The following is a 20586-nucleotide window of genomic DNA, read 5'->3' on the forward strand; positions in this document are numbered from 1 at the left end:
CTCCGCTTCTTCATATAGTAGTTTACCTACATTACCCTTCCGCGTTCCTGTAAAAACAATTCTTTTACACAAATCCTTCTTTAATAAAACGATTCAATGCCTTAAAGACACCTATATCAATACAAATAACAATAATGACGAGAATAACAGGACCTATAATAAATCCTAATGCGCCGAAAAGCTGAAGTCCGGCAAACAAAGAAACAAGAACAGCTATAGGATTAAGGTTCATGCTCGATGAGAGCACCTTAGGCTCTACAGCCTGTCGGACGACAAGAATAATGACGTACAAAACGATTAAACTAAGCCCAAGGCCGAAATTGCCGGTAATAATAAGAAAAATGCCCCAGGGGATAAGAATAGTACCCGTTCCCAGATAGGGAAGAAATTCCGCCAGTCCGATGATCAGGGCGAGCAGAACAGCGTTATCGACCTGAAGAATAAGCAGGCCGATAAATACGATAACTCCTGTAATAAACATTAAGATAAGCTGGGCTTTAATATAGCCGAAGACCCGGACCCACATCGCTTTATAAAACTCTTTCATTTTCAGTACGATCTGGTCAGGGAGTGCCTTTCGAATCCCGCCTGACATTCGTCCCCAGTCTTTTCCTATGAAATAAATGGCGATAAGCACAAACAAAAATGCCACCAGAAAAGCAGGAATGCTCAAAGCAAGCTGGGCAGCAGCATCTCCGGCGCTCTGCGCCAGCCTGCTGAGACCGGCTCCTATTTCAGCGCCAACTTCCGGCAGGCCTCCTCCGGCACCGCCAATGCCATCAGCTATTCCGCTGACCTGCTGCCATAATGGCAGAATAGTGGTATCAAGAAAATCCTGAATTTGATAAAAAGCATCTTCCATAATAGCAGGAGCGCGCTCAGCGAAACGCTGAATAGGATCGATAACAAGAAAGGTAATCCCAGTAATAATCCCGCCGATTACGGCGATGCCGAACATAAGTGTTGTTACAGCGGCTATACCTGCCGGAAAGTGCAGTTTTTTCTGAAGGAAAGTAGACAAAGGTTTTAGAATCCAGGCAAAAAAAGCAGCAATCCAAAATGGATAAGTAAGAGAAAAAATAAAGGCTGTCACCCAAAGAACAGCAGCTACTGCTCCTATTACAAGGAGCAGGCGCATGATCATCCACGCTGTTTGTTTTTTCATAGCCAGTGCACCTGCCTTATCCTGTCTTATATGAGTATATATACTTATTTTAGCCTAATTGCTGCCAAATAACACGTTCCCTATTTTAGTGAATTTAAAATTATTCATTTAATTAGGAGGGATTTTTAAATAAACAGCTAATGTTAAAGTAGAGAAGAAGCATACATGATGGACACTACATAGAGAGCAGGGATACAAATGAATATTAAAGGTCATGTGTTTATGGTAACAGGCGGGGCTACAGGACTGGGCAGAGGCGCTGCAAAGGTACTGGTGGAGCATGGAGCGAAAGTGGCGATTATAGATACCAACAGCAAAAAAGGAAAGCAGCTGGCAGAAGAGCTGGGAGAAAGTGCTCTTTTCTTAAAAACCGACGTAACCTCGGAAAAAGATTCATTGGAAAGCCTGGAGAAAACAGCCGATTATTTTGGCGGATTTCATGGCCTCGTCAACGCTGCGGGAATTGGAGTAGCAGAAAAAATCCTGAATAAAAAAAGCGTCCATTCGCTGGACCATTTTAAAAAGGTGGTTGAAGTTAATTTAGTAGGCACCTTTAATATGATGAGGCTTGCGGCCGATAAGCTTCGGTATAACGAGCCTAATGAAGATAAAGAGCGCGGGGTGATTATCAATACAGCCTCTATCGCAGGACTAGAAGGCCGCGTAGGACAGGTGGCCTACAGTGCTTCCAAAAGCGGAGTGGCCGGCATGACGCTTCCGGCCGCCCGTGAAATGGCAAGATATGGAGTGCGCGTGATGACCATCGCTCCCGGTGTGTTTGAAACCATTTTATACGATCCGCTTCCTAAAGAAGCTTTGGAACGACTTGGGGAAAAAGTACCTTTTCCCAACCGGATTGGGAAGTCGACAGAGTATGGCAGCCTGGTTCAGCACATAATCAGCAACCCTATGCTGAACGGGGAAATTATCCGCATCGACGGCGCTATGAGGTTATAAAAGGGAGGCACTTATGTCTAAAGCACTGCTTGTAATTGATTATACGAATGATTTTGTGGCAGAAGACGGAGCGTTAACCTGTGGAGCTCCCGGACGTGAAATTGAACATGCCATTGTAGATCGTGTCAAAGAGGCGGTTGAAAAAGAGGAAGAAATCTTTTTTGCCGTTGATCTTCATGAACTCGAGGAGCCGGATCATCCGGAAGCAGCTTTGTTTCCTCCTCATAATATCAGAGGGGAGCCGGGCAGGGAATTGTTTGGGAAAGTAAAAGAGCTGTACGAATCGATAAAAGACAGGCCGAACGTACAACTGGCTTGATAAGACCCGTTACAGTGCGTTTGCCGGAACGCCGCTTCAACTGCTTCTCCGTCAGAAAAAAATTAAAACGGTAGTGCTTGCAGGCGTATGTACAGACATCTGCATTCTCCATACGGCAGTGGACGCTTACAATGAAGGCTTTCGCATACATGTAGATCAAGCGCACGTAGCAAGCTTCAATAAAACAGGTCATGAATGGGCACTGAGTCATTTTAAAAACACGCTTGGAGCGGAAGTGAAACGTTAGTGCTGAACCGACTGGTCCAGAATGCGAAGCATGTCACCGATTCCACGGGCATGTGCGAGTGGGAATTCCCATTGGTGAGGTGTGTCTATAACCCGGTTCAGGACACGAATATGTTTTTTTCCGGTCAGCACAACAATTGTTTCTGTCCTGGAAAAGCCTTTTGCGTGCCACTGTGAAATTAGTGCTTCATCGTTAATGACGCCGGAGTGGTGCTGAAATCCGACGTCATAGTCAGCGGGGACAACGTCATCAGGCTTTAGGAAGCCATATTTAGCTGAAAGGATTACCGGATACAGGTGATGAAAGCGGGCGTACTGCGTGCATTTTTTATGCAGCGTTCCTTGATAAGCTTCCTTTGCATAAACAGGTCCCGTCCGGGGGTCCATATCCCATATTTTCTTTTTACCGCATGGAATGACAGCAATTTGTTTCATCTTATAACCTCCGCGCTGAGACCAGGCTCCGAAAGCCCGGTTTCAGCTTTTCTTTTTTCCTAAAGTTTTCTACAATGAATAAGTACATAATACAACAGCATACAAAAGGAGGCACTTATGTATAACGAACCAATTTTTCTGGAACCGGTTTTTCAAGAACGTATCTGGGGCGGCGAAAAGCTTCGTACCAATTTTGGTTATACTATTCCATCGGATAAAACGGGAGAATGCTGGGGGATTTCTGCACATCCAAATGGAGAAAGCGTCGTGAAAAACGGCCCGCTTCATGGCAGGAGACTGTCAGCGCTCTGGTCCGGCCATCCGGAACTTTTCGGGAATCCTAAAGAAGATACCTTTCCGCTGTTAGTGAAAATACTGGATGCGGCCGAAGACCTTTCTGTTCAGGTTCATCCGGACGACAATCAGGCTCAGGAGCTTGAAAAGGGCGAAGCCTACGGAAAGACGGAATGCTGGTATGTACTCGAAGCAGAAGACGGGGCAGAGCTTGTTCTGGGCCATCATGCAGAATCAAAAAAAGAACTAAGCGAATATATGAAAATGGGTGCCTGGGACCGTCTTCTTCATAAAGTCCCTATTCAAAAAGGTGATTTTTTCTATGTGCCGAGCGGTACCATTCATGCGATCGGCAAGGGAACGCTTATTTTGGAAACGCAGCAGAGTTCGGATACGACATACCGGGTATACGACTATGACAGATTGAATCCTGATGGCAGCAAAAGAGAACTTCATACAGAAAAATCAATATATGTAACCAGGACGCCTCATGAAAACGTACAGCCTGAGCGCAGCAGCGTTTTGGAGACGGAAGAGGCGAAAGTGGAGCAGCTGGTGTCTTCTCCATTTTTTTCCGTAATCCATCTGCAGGTGAATGGCAGCTATGAGCCTGATTTCAATTCAAGCTATCAGCTGATCAGCGTCACAGAAGGAAAACTGGAAATAATCACAGAGGATGAAACGTTTCAAGCAGAAAAAGGAGAGCACTTTATTCTGCCCTCTACCCTCAAGAGCGTTGTGTTTCAAGGCAGCGGGGAAATGATTGCAAGCAGTCCTGATTCTCTCTTATAAAAAAAGACAAAAAACTGTACAGGGAAGGCTTTCCGAAGGCCATGCCTAAGCTAAAGTGGAAAAAGCAGCCGGTTAACAATCCGGCTGCTTTTTCGTTTTCACTTGAAAAGAATCTCTCCTGGAAAACAGAGTTCATGAAAATTACAGCGCGTACAGGCCCGCTGGTATTCGGTAGTTTGTGGAAATTGTTCAATCGGCAGCGGTTTATTTAAGGAAGGATCTTCCAAATAGCTTTTCATCCGGCCTACGCTTGTTTTCATTAACTGCTGGACTTCTTCGAGCACTTCATTTGTTAGTACGTGTTCCTCATTCGTCCCTTCGAGCAGGTATTCATTGCGTATAACAATGTGTTCAATATCCGGAACCGGATAATTCTCGAGAATATACAGCACATACAGCGCGAGCTGATGAGGGTCCTCCGCTGATTTTTTTCCCGTTTTCCAGTCGACGATAGTCCATACCTCCGTCTCTTTATTATGATAAAGAAAATCGAGTACAACGTAGACTTTTTCGCCGTTCAGCCGGATAGTCCTGAACTGTTCTGCTTCCATAAACGTAACGGAGTCTTTGAATTCGCTTATTTCCCGGTATGTTTTACTAGTGAAAAAATGGGCAAAGGCGAGCTCCAGGCGCTGTTTTATCTTTTCGATTTTATCTTTAGGAAGCACGGGTGCAGTTCCATAGTATATTTCATGAAACATTGTGCCTTTTTTGGGACGGTTCCACCATATTTCTCTTTCATTAACCGCTTCGAGAAAGCCGCTGTTCAGCTCGCTGCGTATCTCTTTTTTTAGTGTTTCTTCTTCTGCAGGCGGGTTTCCTTTGTAAAATTCATTTATCATATGTTCCACTTTGTCATGTACGAGCGAGCCGAAAAACATTTCCAGGTTCGTAATGTTTTTTAAGCGGTAAGCATGCTTCTGTGATTCTTCTGCCTGACGGAGCCAGCCGTTGTGAGCCGAATAATATTGATGGGCATACTGCCTTGCACAGTTCAAAAGCGTCTTGTGCCTGGAAAGAGACCATGAAAATTCGGGGTAGGGCTTAATTTCAAACATATGTTCACCTGCTTTCATTCCTATCGTACCACAGGATCAGCCGATAATTCACCTTTTGCAGGGAGCGGGTCCGTCAAAATCAAAAACAGGACCCTTTTTTAACAAGGGTCCTGCATTATTACCGGTTTCTTCTTGCGAAATCTACAAAACGGAATTTATCTGTCCGATGCCTCGATTCAGTGTATTGAAAAAGCAGGGCATTGTCGAGATAGACATAATTTCTCACTACGACAATCGTAGAAAACCCCTCAAGGTCAAGCAGTTCCCGGTCTTCTACTGTAGGCTCTTCCACAGTGATTTCCTTTTTGGCGAAACTGATCGTTAAAGAGAGCGAGTCTTCTAAATACTCATAAATAGAAGAAGCACAGATTTCTTTTGTTAATTCAGGGGCCGTACGCTTTAATATAACATCTTTATCCAATATAATTCGTTCGCCGTCAATCTCTCGTACCCGGGAGATATTCCAAAGCAGCTCACTGGAATCAATATCAAGCGTTTTTTCAAGAAAAGGAGTCGGGAGGATGGTCTCAAACGTCGTAACCGAGGTGGACGCTCTTTGACCGAGTTTGCCTGCAAGCTCTTTGAAACTTACCAGGCCGGAAATAGGAAAGTTCACTTTATCTATTTCCAGCACGACCGATCCTTTTCCTTGAATCCGCTGAATATAGCCATGTTCGGACAATAATTTTAATGCTTTTCTTATAGTTTCTCTTGATACACTGTATTTTTCCGTCAGTTCCGATTCAGAAGGAAGGAGCTCCTGAGATTGATAAAGTCCGGTGCTGATCTCTTTAGCCAGCTCATCGTATATAAGAATATATTTATTTTTCATGCCTGTCACCAGCTCGTCTTATTGATTTGTTATCCGGTATATCGCTGTTTCGTAAGGGCGGAGCGATAGGTTTTCAGGATTGGGCGCGCTGTTATTGTAATTGGAGAGAAGAAGCTCGGCGCTGCCGTGCAGACGTTCTTTTTCCTGTGCACTCCAGCTTACTTTGGTTTCATAGCCGTAAAAGTTGCTTACTGTTAAAAGCTTTTCTGTCCCGGATGATCTTATATAAGCAAATACGGATGGATCTTCTTCCAATAGCAGCGTGAAATCGCCTTCCGTAATAATGTCATATTCCTTCCGTAGTTCAATGAGCGCCTTATAAAAATAAAAAATGGAGTTTTCATCGGCAACGGCCTGTTCGGCGTTAATTTCCTTGTAGTTGGAAGCCGGATGTATCCAGGGTGTTCCACTTGTGAATCCCGCATGCTCAGAAGCATCCCACTGAACAGGTGTACGGGAATTATCGCGGGAGCGCTCCTTAATAATGGTCAGGGCTTCCTCGTCTGTCAAGCCGGAATCCAGAAGCTCTTCGTATACATTAAGCGTTTCAACATCCCGGTAGTCTTCAATACGGCTGAAGCCGGGGTTGGTCATGCCGAATTCCTCTCCCTGATAGATGTACGGAGTGCCCTGAAGCATGTGAATAGTCGAGGCCAGCATTTTGGCTGATTCAACGCGATAGGCGCCATCATCGCCATAACGGCTGACTACCCGGGGCTGGTCGTGGTTGCACCAGAATAGAGCATTCCAGCCGCCGCCTTCATTCATTCGTGTCTGCCAGGTGGATAGAATCCGCTTCAGTTCGAGAAAATCAAAAGGCGCAAGCTTCCACTTTTCACCGTTGGGATAATCTACTTTTAAATGATGAAAGTTAAACGTCATATCAAGCTCCCGGCGCTCCGGATTTGTATATTTAATACAGTGGTCAATCGTCGTGGAGGACATTTCACCTACCGTCACGCTGTTGTATTTAGAAAACACGTGCTGGTTCATTTCCTGCATATATTCATGCACACGCGGACCATCTGTATAAAATTTCCTTCCGTCTCCCGGTGGTATAGAACCATCGTCGCTCGGGAAGGACTGATCCTTTGAAATTAAATTGATCACGTCTAAACGAAAGCCGTCGACTCCTTTTTGGAACCAGTAATTCATCATCCGGTAAATATCTTCGCGGAGGTTTTCATTTTCCCAGTTTAAATCAGCCTGCGTTTTATCAAAAAGGTGAAGATAATACTGGCCGGAAGCTTCATCGTATTCCCAGGCGGATCCGCCGAACTTTGATTTCCAGTTGTTCGGGGCTTCTCCGTTCACGGGATCCTTCCAGATAAAGTAGTCACGGTATTTATTCTCTTTAGAAGACAGAGCCTCCTGAAACCATTTAGAGTCGGTGGAAATGTGGTTAACAACTATGTCCATAATTATTTTTAAATCCCTTCGCCTTGCTTCATGGAGAAGGCGGTCAAAGTCAGCCATCGTTCCATACTCTGAGTAGATGGAATAATAATCGCTGATATCATAGCCGTTATCTTTCTGCGGTGAATCATATATAGGCGTCAGCCATAAAATATCGACACCCAGTTTTCGTAAGTAATCCAGTTTCTCGATAATCCCCTGGATATCTCCAAGGCCGTTTCCCTGTGTATCATTGAAGCTTTTCGGATATATTTGATAAACCGTTGATTTTTTCCACCAATCCGCCATTTCAAAAACCACCTTTGCTGTAATAATAAGCATTTCCCCTATTTACTTTAGTATAAATAAGGGAAATGCTCCAGTTTTGTTTTTTATGAGGCTGTTCGGCAGACGATTATACTTCTATTTTTTTCACTTTTGCATACGTGATAGTCAGAACAAATGGAACGACTATTGCTATTACCATGCCGATAATGAAAGGAATCCAGTCTTCCGGGAAAATCGAGAAGACGCCTGGAATGCCTCCAACCCCGATCGAAGTAGCGAGAACCCCGTTTACCGTAATAAACATGGAGGCCATGGCAGAGCCGATAATGGCACATACAAACGGGAAGCGAAAGCGCAGGTTAACCCCGAATAATGCCGGCTCGGTTACGCCGAGAAAAGCCGATATCCCGGAGGAACTCGCCAGCCCGCGGAGATTCTGGTCTTTCGTAGCAAGAATCATCGCAAACGCAGCAGCACCCTGGGCGATATTGGACAAAGCCAGGATCGGCCACAGGAAGGTGCCTCCGGTAGAACCAATCAGCTGCAGGTCGACTGCAAGGAACGTGTGGTGCAGGCCGGTTACAACCATCGGCGCGTACAGCAGGCCGTACAACAGGCCGCCCAGCAGTGCAAAGGAATCAAATGTTGCGACAAAGAAGTCCGTAATTGCATTACCAATGGCAAACGTAACGGGGCCGATGATAATAAAAGAAAGCAGGCCGGTGATGAGAAGTGCACCGGGTGCTACGACGAGCATGGAAATAACATCCGGTACCCGTTTTTTTAAGTAAAGCTCTATTTTAGCGAGAACGTAGGAGGCTAATAATACTGGAAGAACCTGGCCCTGGTAGCCAATACTTTCTACCTCAAGTCCAAATAAATTCCAGACCGGTACTTCGCCGGCGGCGCTTGCGTCTGCATAGCCATAAGCACTAAGCAGATCGGGATGCACGAGAATTAAGCCGAGTACAATACCGAGCAGCGGGCTGCCGCCGAATTTTGTTACGGCAGACCAGCCGATCAATGCCGGGAGAAACACAAAGGCTGCGCTGGCGATGACGCTGATCATAGCGGCGATGCCGGACCACTGTGGATAAACATCAATAAGAGACTGTTCGTCAAAGAAAATTCCCGGACCTGTCAGAATGTTGTTAATACCAAGCAGAAGACCGGCAGTTACAATGGCTGGAAGGATAGGGATAAAAATGTCTGCAAGCATGCGGATAAACCGCTGAAACGCATTTTGCTTTTTACCGGCTTTTTCTTTTACTTCATCTTTGGAAGATCCTTCCTTCCCGGTAATCTCCTGCAGAAAAGCGTAGGCTTTTTCGACAGCTCCCTGTCCGATAATAACCTGGTACTGGCCGCTTGATGAAAAAGAACCTCTCACAATGTCAATATTCTCAAGGGTTTCCTGGTCGACTTTTGATTCATCATGGAGAATAAAACGAAGTCTTGTAACACAGTGGGTAACGGATTCGATGTTATCGGTGCCGCCTACTGCTGAAACAATTTCTTCTACGGACTTCTTTGTTACTTTTGCCATAAGATCCCTCCTGGAAAACGTTCTCATTTTTTAGAAAAAATAAAATTGAAGTAGCTTGTATATACAAGTAATGCGCTTACATTTATATTAGCTTGTATATACAAATTAGTCAATCAGTAATTAAAAATAAAAATAATGAACTGTTTAGGTTATATATACGTATACTTTATATAAGCAGAGAGCAAAAGCTGTAATGATTTTAAAGCTGGTTACTTTTCGTTATAATGGAGGAAGAGATATTAAAAGGGGGACAATATGAATAAAAAACGATGGCTGGTTAGTATAACGGCAGTTATTCTACTGGCGGGCGGATGGTTTTTGTATCAATCGCTGACAGACTCTGAATATGAAGAAGTACTTGCAACAGAACAGTCGGAGGTGCAGGGGGATCTGGAAGGACTGGAACAGGCTACGTTTGCCGGTGGATGTTTCTGGTGCATGGAACCGCCATTTGAGTCCAGCCCGGAGTAATAAGCGTTATTTCGGATATACCGGCGGTGACGAAGAGACCCAACTTATGAAGAAGTGTCAGGTAAGCAGACGGGTCATCAGGAAGCAGTACAGATTACGTATGATCCGGAGCAGATCAGTTATGAAGACCTTCTGCAGATTTTCTGGCGCCAGATTGACCCGACAGACGATGAGGGACAGTTGTAGATAAAGGAGAACCTTATTTATCAGCAGTATTTTATCATGATGAAGCGCAAAGACAGGCAGCGGAATCATCATTGATGGAAATGGAAGAATCTGGCAGGTTTGATGGGGATATTGTTACTTCCATTGAAGAATTTGACACTTTTTATGAAGCTGAGGAGTACCATCAGGATTATTATAAGAAAAATGAAGGAAGGTACGAATTTTACAGAAACAACTCCGGGCGTGACGCCTATCTTGATGAAGTAGGGGCGATGATAAAGAGTACGAGGTAAGTAACGCATCTCCGTATACGGTGGAAGACAAAGAGGCGGCTGTTTCGGAATTAAGCAGCATGCAGCATGAAGTGACGCAGGAAGACGGTACGGAACCGGCTTACGATAATGTGTATCATGACAACACGGAGAAAGGAATATACGTTGATATCGTATCAGGGGAGCCTTTATTCAGCTCGCAGGATCAATACGATTCCGGTACGGGCTGGCCGAGTTTTACCAGACCGCTGGAACTGACAAATATCACCTATGAAGAGGACAGCGGTGTGTTTGGAACAAGTGTGGAAGTACGGAGCAAACATGCCGATTCCCATTTGGGCCATGTTTTTCAGGACGGTCCGGAACCAACGGGTCTCAGGTACTGCATGAATTCAGCAGCAATGGAATTCATCCCTGCCGATGAGTTGGAAGGAACCGAATACGAAGCCTATGCGGCTGATTTTGAATAAGAAAACTCCCGGCTGTTTTTGCAGCCGGGAGTTTTCTTATATGTTTGCCTTTTGTAGACGGTCAATAATTTTTAGTGATTTGCCGGTACCGATAACCACCGCTTCGAGCGGGGAATCTGCAAGATGAACAGGGACAATAATTTCTTCGTTCAGCCATTCTTCCATACCGTGCAGGAGAGAGCCTCCGCCTGTGAGAACAATTCCCTGATCGACGATATCACCGCTGAGTTCAGCAGGGCAGTTTTCAAGTGTGCTGCGGATCGTTTCCAGAATCTGCTGGAGCGTTTCATTAATGGCCTGGTGAATTTCTTCAGTAGACACCGTAATAGGCTTTGGCAGGCCGGACACCAGATCACGGCCTCTAATTTCGAGAGTTTCTTCGCGAAGGTTTGCTTTGGCACTGCCGACTTTTATTTTTATCTGCTCGGCCGTACGCTCTCCAATAAGAAGGTTATGCTTCTTGCGGACGTGCTGGATAATATCTTCGTCGAAATGATCGCCGCCCCGCCGGATGGACTGGGAGGAGACAACGCCGCCGTAGGAAATAATGCCGACTTCTGTTGTGCCGCCGCCGATATCAACGATAACATTAGCGACGGGTTCTTCCACGGGGAGGTCTGCACCAATGGCTGCCGCTACCGGTTCTTCAATAAGGTGAACCGTTTTTGCGCCAAAGGCAAGGACAGCATCACGGATGGCTCTGCGCTCAACGGAAGTGGATCCGCATGGGGTACAGATGATAACTTTAGGTTTTCTCATGGAAACCCCGGATGTCCGGCTGATTTTTTTCATTACGTGTTTCAGCATGGTAGCCGTAATATCGAAATCAGCAATAACGCCCTCTTTTAAAGGACGGATAACCACAATCTTGCCCGGCGTTTTACCGGCCATATCTTTTGCTTCCTGACCGACAGCAAGCACTTCGTTGGTCTCTGTATTCAAAGCAACGACAGAAGGCTCGTTTAACACAATTCCTTTGTCTTTTATATAGACTAAAATGTTAGCTGTGCCTAAATCGATGCCAATTTCAGTAGAAGAAAACATTTTTTCACCTTCTTATATTATTTCGTTATGTAAAAATTGCTACAATTTATAATACCATGTTCACTGAGGAGGAACAATTGCTAATAAAACCTAAAAGAGAGGCAGACTGAACGCCTCTCCTTTAGAAAATGATTACTTAAAGCAGCATGGAAATAAATTCGGAGCGGTCGACCTGCCCGAAATATTTCGTCAAGTCATAGTCAGCAAGAGCTTCTTCGAGAGACTCCCTTGAATATTTCGAACCTGCGAGCGCATTCTCTATATCATTAATATCTTCGGTACCGAAAAAATCCCCGAAAATTCTGCATTCCTGAATAGTCCCTTTTTTAACATTAAAACGTACATCTATTAGACCAGAAGGGAATTTATGAGACTTTTCCACGTCAAACGAAGGAGATCTGCCGTAATTCCAGTCCCAGTTTCCATAGCGTTCTTCTGATATGGCATGTATTTCTTTCCAGTCTTCATCCGTCAGCTTATAGGAAGGAATGTTATCCAGACCGGAGAAAATGTGCTGAAGAATGACTTCTTTAAACTCTTCTACAGTAAGCTTGTTTTCAAGATAATCATTGATGTTGCCGACACGGCTTCGGATTGATTTTATCCCTTTGGATTTTATTTTTTCATCTCTTACTTTTAAGGCGGAAACAACATTTTCAATTTCTGAATCAAGCATCAGCGTGCCATGGCTGAACATACGTCCCTTTGTTGCAAATTGGGCGTTTCCTGATATTTTCTTTCCTTCTATCTGAATATCGTTCCTGCCGGACATTTCAGCCGGGACTCCAAGCTCATGAAGGGCTTCAATAACAGGCTGGGCAAATTTTTTGAAATTATGAAAGCTGTCGCCGTCGTCTTTTGTAAGAAAGCTGAAGTTAAGGTTTCCCTGATCATGGTAGACGGCGCCGCCTCCTGAAAGCCTGCGTACTATGTGAATATTGTTTTTCTCTACATAATCTGTATTAATTTCTTCTATTGTATTCTGGTTTTTTCCAATAATAATAGAAGGCTCATTCACATAAAAAAGCAAATAGATGTTATCTTCTTCAAGATCCATTGTTTTTAAGGCATACTCCTCAATGGCGAGATTGATGCGTGGGTTGGTAATGCCTTCGTTATTGATAAATTTCATGAAATGCCTCCTGCCTTTATAATAAGTAGTATTCTTTTATTTTACTACATTCCCAGGCGGATATCGCGCATGAAATATGGATGGATGTACCTGACTTACATACAGCCAGTATATATACATTAGAAAGCCATTAAACGTGCTGATCAGTAATTTTCTGCTGAATACCTGTTCTTACCGAAGGTACAGCGCATTGGTCCGGAACAGATAACCTTATATAATAGAAGAATAGATAATAGACAGGAAGGAAATGCCATGAAAAGACTCCTCTTATTCCTTGTGCAATATGTGCAGGTTATATTATGCAGCTTCAGGATGACCTGAGGATGATTCCGAAAAAATGGCAGTAGAAGTATGGCGTAAATAAACAGAAAGCAGAGCCGGATAAAGGCTCTGCTTCTTTCATATAAAAAATAGTTCGAGCCAATTTCAGCAGGCAGCAGAGAAAAAAAGAATAAGACTAACAGGAAGATTGACATTTTTGCAAATACTCACTAAAATGACGTTAACGAGTAAACATATAATATCGATAAACTTACTGAGGATTAAAAATCTTTCAAATAGATACGATTAAAAAAGGAGACGGTAGAGCATGATAACATTCCCTACGCTCGATCAAGAACAGCTTGATCAGGTGAATAAAGAAACGCTGGCTGGTAAAGATGCTTTAGACGTTATCAAGTGGGCCTATGCCGAATACGGCGATGAGCTGGTTTATGCATGCAGCTTCGGAGCGGAGGGTATGGTGCTCATCGATTTAATTACACGCGTAAAACCTGATGCTAAAATTATTTTTCTCGATACCAATTTTCATTTTAAAGAGACATATGATTTAATTGAAGAAGTGAAAGAGCGCTATCCAAAGCTTAGAGTGGATATGCTGCAGCCGATTACACCTGCCGAGCAGGAAGAGCAGGAAGGACCGGAGCTTTGGAAAACGAATCCTGACAAATGCTGTTCGATCCGGAAACTGGTTCCGCTTGAAGGAGCTTTAAATCAGCACACAGCATGGTTATCCGGATTAAGACGTTCCCAGTCTTTAACAAGAAAAGATACTCAGTTCGTTAATAAAGACAAGCGTTTTTCTTCCGTGAAAATCTGTCCGCTGATCCATTGGTCCTGGGATGACGTATGGATGTATATTAAGGGCTTCAACCTTCCGTACAATCCACTCCACGATCAGGAATATCCAAGTATCGGCTGTGTACAGTGCACGGCAAAGGTTAAGGATGGAGAAGATTTACGCAGCGGACGCTGGTCCCAGACAGGCAAGACAGAATGCGGCCTGCACAAATAATGAAAAATCAAAGGAGTTAATAACATGCCAAAGAGTATCCCGCACGGTGGAACATTAATTAACAAAAAAGAAATTGGAATGGATACAAGCTCAATTACCCACAGTATTCCACTGGACGAAACGGCTTTATCCGACCTGGAACTTATTGCCAACGGCGCCTTCAGCCCGCTGACTGGATTTTTAAATGAAGCGGATTATCAGTCCGTAGTAGAAAATACGAGGCTGGCCGACGGCACAGTGTGGAGTATTCCTATTACACTTCCAGTCGAAGACGAGTTTGCAGCAAGCCTGCAGCCCGGCGAAAAAGCCCTGCTTACGTTTGACGGGAAAACGTACGGCGTTATTGAAATAGAACAAGTATACTCGCCCGATAAAGAAAAAGAAGCAGAACACGTATATAGAACAACAGACAGCGAACATCCGGGAGTTAAAAAAGTGTACGACCGTCCGGCGCTTTACGTAGCAGGAGAAATCACCCAGGTGGAAGAAATCGTTCATCCGCAGTTTGATACGTATTATTTGGATCCTTCCGAAACAAGAGCGGAATTTGATAAAAGAAAATGGGAAACGGTCGTTGGATTCCAAACGAGAAACCCGGTTCACCGGGCGCACGAGTATATTCAAAAAACAGCACTTGAAACAGTAGATGGACTTTTCCTCAATCCGCTTGTCGGAGCAACCAAGTCTGATGATATTCCAGCAGACGTCCGGATGAAAAGCTATGAAGTTCTGTTGAAAGACTATTATCCGGAAGACCGCACTTATCTTGCTGTTTTCCCGGCAGCGATGAGATATGCAGGACCGAGAGAAGCTATTTTTCATGCAATGGTGCGCAAAAACTACGGCTGCACCCACTTTATTGTCGGACGGGACCACGCGGGCGTAGCTGATTATTACGGTACGTATGACGCCCAGCACATTTTTAAGAATTTTACAGAAGAAGAGCTTGGCATTAAGCCGCTGTTTTTTGAACACAGCTTTTACTGTAAAAAATGCGAAAACATGGCTTCGGCTAAAACATGTCCACATGACAAAGAGGATCACGTCATTTTATCCGGAACAAAAGTACGCGCGATGCTTAAAAACGGAGAGATGCCTCCTGCAGAGTTCAGCCGTCCGGAAGTAGTAGCGGTTCTAATCGAAGGCATGCAGGAGCCGGCACCTAAATAATCAAAAAGCGCGGAAGGGGTATGATGGAAAAATGAGTGAAAATCAAAATATTGTATGGCATCAGGCCTCCGTTTCCAAACAGGAGCGGGAGAAAGCAACAGGGAATAAAAGCCTGGTACTCTGGTTTACCGGTTTATCCGGTTCCGGCAAGTCAACGGTAGCAAACGTTGTTTCCCGGAAGCTGTTTGAAGCAGGAAAAAATACGTATGTTCTGGATGGAGATAATGTCCGTCACGGCCTGAATAAAGACCTCGGGTTTTCCGATGAGGACAGAACAGAAAATATTAGACGAATCGGCGAAGTGGCCAAGCTGTTTGTAGACGCAGGACATATTGTAAGCACAGCTTTCATTTCCCCCTTCCAGGCAGACAGAGACCAGGTCCGCGGGCTTCTGGAGGAAGGCGAATTTATGGAAGTGTTTGTAAAGGCAAGCCTTGCTGTCTGTGAAGAAAGAGATCCTAAAGGTCTGTATAAAAAAGCAAGAAGCGGGGAGATTCCGGAATTTACCGGGATTACTTCCCCATACGAAGAGCCGGCCGCTCCGGAGCTCGTAGTAGATACCGAAAATAACAGTATTGAAGAAGCGGCGGATCTTGTCATTCAAGAGCTCGAGAAAAGAAATCTGATCCGCTCTCAATAAGATAAACTAATAAACAACATGGAAAGGTGCTCCTCTTGCAGGAGCACCTTCCCTGCATACATAAGCATTTTTTTATATAATAAACACTAACGCAAAAAAAGCAGGCAAGCGTAAATGGAGGAACCCCATGGAAACAGGTACAGTATATTTAGTCGGAGCAGGTCCCGGGGATGTAGGGCTTATGACGATAAGAGGCAGGGAGTGCCTGGAGAAAGCAGATGTCGTTTTATATGACCGCCTTGTGAACCCGCTTATACTATCTTCTGCGAAAGCAGGCGCTGAAACAATTTACTGCGGCAAGCTGCCCGACCGCCATCACCTGAGGCAGGAAGCTATTCAGGAACTGATGGTGCAGAAAGCAAAGGAAAACAAAACAGTCGTCCGTCTTAAAGGAGGCGATCCCGGCATGTTCGGCCGGTCCGGGGAGGAAGCTGCGGCCCTGGTGGAACACGGCATTACGTATGAAGTAATACCAGGTATTACTTCTGGAATAGCTGCCCCTCTTTACGCGGGAGTTCCGGTGACCCACCGGGATTATTCCGGAAGCTTCGCCGCGGTAACGGCACATTCCAAATCAACGACCGGCGAGCCTGAGGTGGACTGGGGTGCCTTCGCCAAAATTGATACGATTTCTTTTTATATGGGAGTAAAAAACCTTCCGCATATCGTAGAAAAACTTATTGATCACGGTAAGCCGGAAACAACTTCTGTACTTATCGTTGAATGGGTACAACTGCAAGGCAGAAAACGGTGTCCGGCACCCTGGCTACGATCGTAGAAGAAGCGGAGAAATACAACGTTCATAACCCTGCCATTACCCTGGTAGGTAATGTCTCTTCTTTATACGAGAAGCTGAACTGGTTTGAAAAGAAGTACCTGCATGGAAGATATGCCTGGATTGTAAAAACAGCTCCGGGTGCAGGCAGGTTTGCATCAGAATTAAGAGAATACGGAGCGGAAGTATTGGAATATCCCAGATACACGATAGAATGGGAGAACAAAGAATTTCCTGAAATACCAGAGACGATCGAGCAGATTCTTTTTCATTCCCCGGACAGTGTGCGCATATTTTTCCAGGCCCTTAAACACGCAGGGAAAGATATCCGCTCCATCAGCTGCTCTCTTGGAAGCGAAAGCAGACGGACAAACGATGAGCTAAAAAACTATGGAATTATTCCAGCATTTCTTGAAGGACTGCAGCCGCAGCAGATTTTTCATGCCGGACCGCAGGAAAAGCTGAAAAGCCTTCCGGATAAAACAGCAGGAAAGTGGCTCACTCACACTATTGAACGATCTGCATCTGCAGAAGAAGTGGCCGGCCACATTTTTGAAGAAGAATATATTAATACAGTTATTTTGCCTTCGGCCCAATCCGTAGCTGTTCTGGCAGAAGAATTAAAGCGGGCGGGAGTAAAAAGCAGGAGCTGGCTGAAGCAAAGAGAAATTATCTGCTTTGGGCCGGCCACCGAAAAAGCCCTCAGAGAAAATGGCTGGTACAGTAACAAAACCCTGGACGAGCCCGATATTGCCCACCTTATTCAGGCACTGCATTACATTTAAGAGGTTATAAGGAGGTCGTTTTTATGGAAGCGATATTGTATGTAGGCCACGGCAGCCGCGTTAAAGCCGGTAATGAACAGATGAAGGATTTTGTAGAAAAAGCCAAACAGGCCGTAGACTGCGATATTCAGGAAATCTGTTTTTTGGAGTTAGCCGCGCCTGATATTACTGAAGGAATGAAACGCTGTGTGGAAAGGGGAGCAACTTCTATTTTAGCGGTTCCTGTGCTGTTATTTTCAGCAGGCCACATGAAAGTTGATATCCCTGAAGAACTCGTTAAGGCAATGGAACATTTCCCCGATGTACCCGTTAGATTTGGAAAGCCATTTGGTGTACATGAAGAGATATTGAATGTTCTCGAAAAAAGACTCAGCGCGGCAGGGTGGAAACAGGGAGACGATGCCGATTTTCTTATGGTGGGGAGAGGAAGCAGTGATATCGGTGCGCTCCGCGACTTCAGTGCAATGTGTACCCACCTCCAGAATAGAACAAAAGCCAAACGGGTGGAAAAAGCCTATCTGGCAGCAGCGCTTCCTACGTTTGATGAAGGACTGGAGTCGATTTCCTCTTCAGAAGCGCAGGCTATTTACGTTCTGCCATACCTGCTGTTTACAGGCATGCTTATGAAAGAACTTAACGAAAAAATTGCTGCAAAATCACGTGAGATAGACATTCCCATTATATTATGCGATCCGCTGGGATTTGATAAGGATCTGGTACGGATCCTCTGCGAAAGAGTAGAAGATACAAAGTCCCGGCCGGTATTTACTGGAGAAGTTATTCCTTATGTATGATTTTCCGGTTTTTCTCTCTCTTTCCGATATGCCTGTTGTTATAATAGGCGGAGGGAAGATTGCTTTTCGCAAAGCAGTGAAGCTGGAACCGTCAGGAGCTGATATTACGGTAGTCGCACCGGAATTTCATGCTGATTTTGAACAGTGGGCCCTAGGGAAAAAAATCAGGATGATAAAAGACAAAGCCCGACCGGAACATATAAGCGGTGCCTTTCTTATTATTTCAGCTTCCGGAAGCAGGGAAGCAATCAACATGCTAAAAGCACATCACAGCCCGAACCAGCTTATTAACGGAGCGGACGATAAGACGTTTGGAAATACGGCTTTTCCAGCTGTGATTAAAGAAAAAGAGTTTCAAATAGCTGTTTCCACCGGCGGCCGTTCCCCCCGGCTGGCAAAAGCGATAAAAAACTATCTTCATTCTATAAAAAAACAGCTTCGGCATCTTTGAGCGTTCCAGCTTAAAGATGCTTTTCTATTTTTGTAAAAATACGATCATGCGATACAATAAAGAAAACAAAAGGGGGAAGGAACATATGCAGCTGCCGGAAAATAAAACAGGCCTTTCTCCAGAACAGCTGTACAACCAGCTTGATGGAAGATCGTTCGCAGAACAGCTGGAACTGGTTACAAAAAGGCTGATAGAGATAACGAGCGTAACAGATACAAAAGGAGAGAATGATATTTCTTCGTTTTTGTATCAATTTTTACAGCAGTTTCCCTGTTTTAAAACAAATCCCGGAGATGTATGGAAGCAGACTATTCCCGGAGATGATCTGCAGCGGAAAAATATTTTCGCGTTCAATTCAGGTACAGAACCATCCCCGGATACGGTGATATTTCATGCACATTATGACACTGTAGGAATAACCGATTATGGAAATCTCCAGCCTATAGCCGGCGCCCCGGAAAGATTGAAAGAGTACTTTTCCAGTCAAAATTTCCATATAGGTGCAGCAGCAGACGCATTGGGAGAAGACTGGCTTTTTGGCCGCGGTTCAGTAGATATGAAAAGCGGTATTGCCGTCCACCTTTTAAATTTTCTTTATTACAGCACGCATGGTAACGAGTGGAAAGGTAATATCGTACTACTATTGAATGCGGGAGAAGAGAATGATCACAGTGGAATGAAGGCGGCGGCAGAGGAGTTTCTAAGACTGCGCCGGGAAAGAAATCTTCATTACAGCCTGGCGGTCAACAATGATTACACCACTTCTTTGTATGAAGGGGACCCCAATTATTATGCCTATTTGGGATCGGCTGGAAAAATGCTTGCCTGTTTTTCCATTTTCGGGCGCCCGGTGCATGCAGGTGAAGTAATGGAAGGGCTGGATCCTACCTTTATCTCTTCAGCACTGAATCAGGCGGTCAGCTACAATACAGAATTTATGGAAACACTTCCCGGCGAATTTACGCTTCCGCCTGTCTGTCTGCAGCAGAAGGATTCCAAGCAGGGATATAATGTGCAGACAGCAGAAAGTGCCCGCATGTATTTTAATTATTTTCTGTATCAAGAGTCAATTGAAGATGCTGTCCAGAAGCTTTATGAGGCAGCAGAGAAGATAGCTGATGAGATTGCTGAAGATATGAGAAAGAGGTACGATACATTCCTGGAAAAAACCGGAAAGCAAGCCGGGACTCCGCCTTCATGGGAGATACGCATAGAAAAATGGGACACTTACTGCGGAGGGCTTGAAAGAAAAGGAGTAGATGTCCTGGCGGCAGTAGAAAAAGCGGAGAAAGAATCAGAAACGCTGGATGCAAGAGAAAAAAGCTTTTACATAGCAGAGGCTGTAAAACGTGAAGACCCGGATAAGTCTCCTTTGATTCTTTTGTTTCTTAGTGCTCCTCTTATTCCTCCTGTGGCGGTTAAAAAGTCAGATATTCAGGAAAAGCTTCAAAGGGCGCTGGAGGCCGTGCAGAAAACGTATCAGCTCCGCATTGCTGCCAGACAGTACTTTCCTTTTATATCCGACAGCAGTTTTTTATCGTTGGAAAATAAGTTTCTGCCGGAAGGGGAACGAGCTGTGGTTCCTCATATGCCGGGAGGATTCAAGGCGCATCAGCTGCCTCTGCAGTCTATGAAGGAACTTGCGGTTCCGGCAGTTAATCTCGGGGTTTACGGACGGGATGCCCATCAGTATACAGAGCGGCTGTATAAGCCTTATAGTTTTGAGATCCTGCCTTATTTTATCAGGAGGGTCGTACGGGAATTTTTATAAGAGCACGGAAAAAGTGTGCATGAAA

General features: G+C 44.7%; 21 protein-coding genes and 2 pseudogenes. 15 read left to right on the forward strand and 8 right to left on the reverse strand.

Features of this window, described 5'->3' with window-relative positions:
- Window positions 1–64: 64 nt before the first annotated feature.
- Window positions 65–1165: a sporulation integral membrane protein YtvI gene (gene ytvI / locus MMY81_RS18525; RefSeq protein ID WP_252314034.1), complete on the reverse strand. Its 1101-nt coding sequence runs from the start codon at window positions 1163–1165 to the stop codon at window positions 65–67.
- Window positions 1166–1363: 198 nt separating this feature from the next.
- Here ytvI and MMY81_RS18530 point away from each other — a divergent pair, with 198 nt between their 5' ends.
- Together MMY81_RS18530 and MMY81_RS18535 are read left to right on the forward strand one after the other, a co-directional pair.
- Entirely contained in the window at window positions 1364–2122 is a 759-nt protein-coding gene (locus MMY81_RS18530; RefSeq protein ID WP_252314035.1) for an SDR family NAD(P)-dependent oxidoreductase, read from the forward strand.
- A 13-nt stretch (window positions 2123–2135) separates the two neighbouring features.
- Window positions 2136–2688, forward strand: a pseudogene (locus MMY81_RS18535) (cysteine hydrolase family protein).
- On the opposite strand, the gene MMY81_RS18540 reads toward MMY81_RS18535, so the two are convergent.
- Window positions 2685–3122: a DUF6884 domain-containing protein gene (locus MMY81_RS18540; RefSeq protein ID WP_252314036.1), complete on the reverse strand. Its 438-nt coding sequence runs from the start codon at window positions 3120–3122 to the stop codon at window positions 2685–2687. The pseudogene MMY81_RS18535 and the gene MMY81_RS18540 overlap by 4 nt on opposite strands.
- Before the next feature lie 117 nt (window positions 3123–3239).
- On the opposite strand from MMY81_RS18540, the gene manA reads away from it, so the two are divergent.
- Entirely contained in the window at window positions 3240–4208 is a 969-nt protein-coding gene (gene manA, locus MMY81_RS18545) for a mannose-6-phosphate isomerase, class I (protein ID WP_252314037.1), read from the forward strand.
- Window positions 4209–4306: 98 nt separating this feature from the next.
- Here the strand turns inward: manA and MMY81_RS18550 are convergent, their stop codons facing one another.
- The 4 genes from MMY81_RS18550 to treP form a co-directional block, all read right to left on the reverse strand.
- Window positions 4307–5266, reverse strand: a complete 960-nt coding sequence (locus MMY81_RS18550) for a PD-(D/E)XK nuclease family protein (protein ID WP_252314038.1) — start codon at window positions 5264–5266, stop codon at window positions 4307–4309.
- Window positions 5267–5384: 118 nt separating this feature from the next.
- Window positions 5385–6098, reverse strand: a complete 714-nt coding sequence (gene treR, locus MMY81_RS18555; protein ID WP_252314039.1) for a trehalose operon repressor — start codon at window positions 6096–6098, stop codon at window positions 5385–5387.
- A gap of 18 nt (window positions 6099–6116) precedes the next feature.
- Window positions 6117–7802 carry an alpha,alpha-phosphotrehalase gene (gene treC / locus MMY81_RS18560; protein ID WP_252314040.1) on the reverse strand — a complete coding sequence of 562 codons (1686 nt, stop codon included), beginning with the start codon at window positions 7800–7802 and terminating at the stop codon, window positions 6117–6119.
- Window positions 7803–7908: 106 nt separating this feature from the next.
- Window positions 7909–9327 carry a PTS system trehalose-specific EIIBC component gene (treP, locus tag MMY81_RS18565; protein ID WP_252314041.1) on the reverse strand — a complete coding sequence of 473 codons (1419 nt, stop codon included), beginning with the start codon at window positions 9325–9327 and terminating at the stop codon, window positions 7909–7911.
- A gap of 255 nt (window positions 9328–9582) precedes the next feature.
- On the opposite strand from treP, the gene MMY81_RS34280 reads away from it, so the two are divergent.
- The 4 genes and pseudogenes from MMY81_RS34280 to msrB all read left to right on the forward strand — a co-directional run bounded on the left by MMY81_RS34280 (window position 9583) and on the right by msrB (window position 10705).
- Window positions 9583–9798, forward strand: a complete 216-nt coding sequence (locus MMY81_RS34280; protein ID WP_308215395.1) for a hypothetical protein — start codon at window positions 9583–9585, stop codon at window positions 9796–9798.
- 54 nt (window positions 9799–9852) lie between these two features.
- The gene (locus tag MMY81_RS34285) at window positions 9853–9984 is read left to right on the forward strand and encodes a peptide-methionine (S)-S-oxide reductase (protein WP_308215396.1); all 132 of its coding nucleotides are present in this window, start codon (window positions 9853–9855) and stop codon (window positions 9982–9984) included.
- Window positions 9985–10040: 56 nt separating this feature from the next.
- Window positions 10041–10256: pseudogene (locus tag MMY81_RS34290) on the forward strand (peptide-methionine (S)-S-oxide reductase); the annotation flags it as partial.
- Window positions 10257–10276: 20 nt separating this feature from the next.
- A complete protein-coding gene (gene msrB / locus MMY81_RS18575; protein WP_252314042.1) occupies window positions 10277–10705 on the forward strand; it encodes a peptide-methionine (R)-S-oxide reductase MsrB in 429 nt (142 codons plus the stop codon).
- Between the two features lie 36 nt (window positions 10706–10741).
- Here msrB and mreBH read toward each other — a convergent pair whose 3' ends face one another.
- Both mreBH and lplA read right to left on the reverse strand, forming a co-directional pair.
- Window positions 10742–11749, reverse strand: coding sequence for a rod-share determining protein MreBH (gene mreBH / locus MMY81_RS18580; protein ID WP_120193653.1), 1008 nt, complete (start codon window positions 11747–11749; stop codon window positions 10742–10744).
- Between the two features lie 136 nt (window positions 11750–11885).
- Window positions 11886–12881, reverse strand: a complete 996-nt coding sequence (lplA, locus tag MMY81_RS18585) for a lipoate--protein ligase (protein WP_252314043.1) — start codon at window positions 12879–12881, stop codon at window positions 11886–11888.
- Between the two features lie 589 nt (window positions 12882–13470).
- Here lplA and MMY81_RS18590 point away from each other — a divergent pair.
- The 8 genes from MMY81_RS18590 to MMY81_RS18625 all read left to right on the forward strand — a co-directional run bounded on the left by MMY81_RS18590 (window position 13471) and on the right by MMY81_RS18625 (window position 20561).
- Complete coding sequence (locus tag MMY81_RS18590) at window positions 13471–14175, forward strand: phosphoadenylyl-sulfate reductase (RefSeq protein ID WP_120193651.1); 705 nt, start codon at window positions 13471–13473, stop codon at window positions 14173–14175.
- Between the two features lie 24 nt (window positions 14176–14199).
- Window positions 14200–15345, forward strand: a complete 1146-nt coding sequence (gene sat, locus MMY81_RS18595) for a sulfate adenylyltransferase (RefSeq protein WP_252314044.1) — start codon at window positions 14200–14202, stop codon at window positions 15343–15345.
- A gap of 31 nt (window positions 15346–15376) precedes the next feature.
- Window positions 15377–15985 (forward strand): adenylyl-sulfate kinase, encoded by a 609-nt coding sequence (gene cysC, locus MMY81_RS18600; RefSeq protein WP_252314045.1) that lies wholly within the window; start codon window positions 15377–15379, stop codon window positions 15983–15985.
- Between the two features lie 127 nt (window positions 15986–16112).
- Window positions 16113–16763 carry a uroporphyrinogen-III C-methyltransferase gene (gene cobA / locus MMY81_RS18605; RefSeq protein ID WP_252314046.1) on the forward strand — a complete coding sequence of 217 codons (651 nt, stop codon included), beginning with the start codon at window positions 16113–16115 and terminating at the stop codon, window positions 16761–16763.
- Window positions 16736–17545, forward strand: a complete 810-nt coding sequence (locus MMY81_RS18610) for a uroporphyrinogen-III synthase (protein ID WP_252314047.1) — start codon at window positions 16736–16738, stop codon at window positions 17543–17545. Before cobA ends, MMY81_RS18610 begins: the two co-directional genes overlap by 28 nt.
- A 23-nt stretch (window positions 17546–17568) precedes the next feature.
- Complete coding sequence (locus MMY81_RS18615; RefSeq protein ID WP_252314048.1) at window positions 17569–18339, forward strand: sirohydrochlorin chelatase; 771 nt, start codon at window positions 17569–17571, stop codon at window positions 18337–18339.
- Window positions 18332–18790: a precorrin-2 dehydrogenase/sirohydrochlorin ferrochelatase family protein gene (locus tag MMY81_RS18620; RefSeq protein WP_252314049.1), complete on the forward strand. Its 459-nt coding sequence runs from the start codon at window positions 18332–18334 to the stop codon at window positions 18788–18790. Before MMY81_RS18615 ends, MMY81_RS18620 begins: the two co-directional genes overlap by 8 nt.
- 85 nt (window positions 18791–18875) lie before the next feature.
- On the forward strand, window positions 18876–20561 hold the full coding sequence (locus MMY81_RS18625; protein WP_252314050.1) for a M20/M25/M40 family metallo-hydrolase: 1686 nt from the start codon (window positions 18876–18878) through the stop codon (window positions 20559–20561).
- Window positions 20562–20586: the final 25 nt, after the last annotated feature.

It is taken from the genome of Sinobaca sp. H24 (assembly GCF_023845525.1).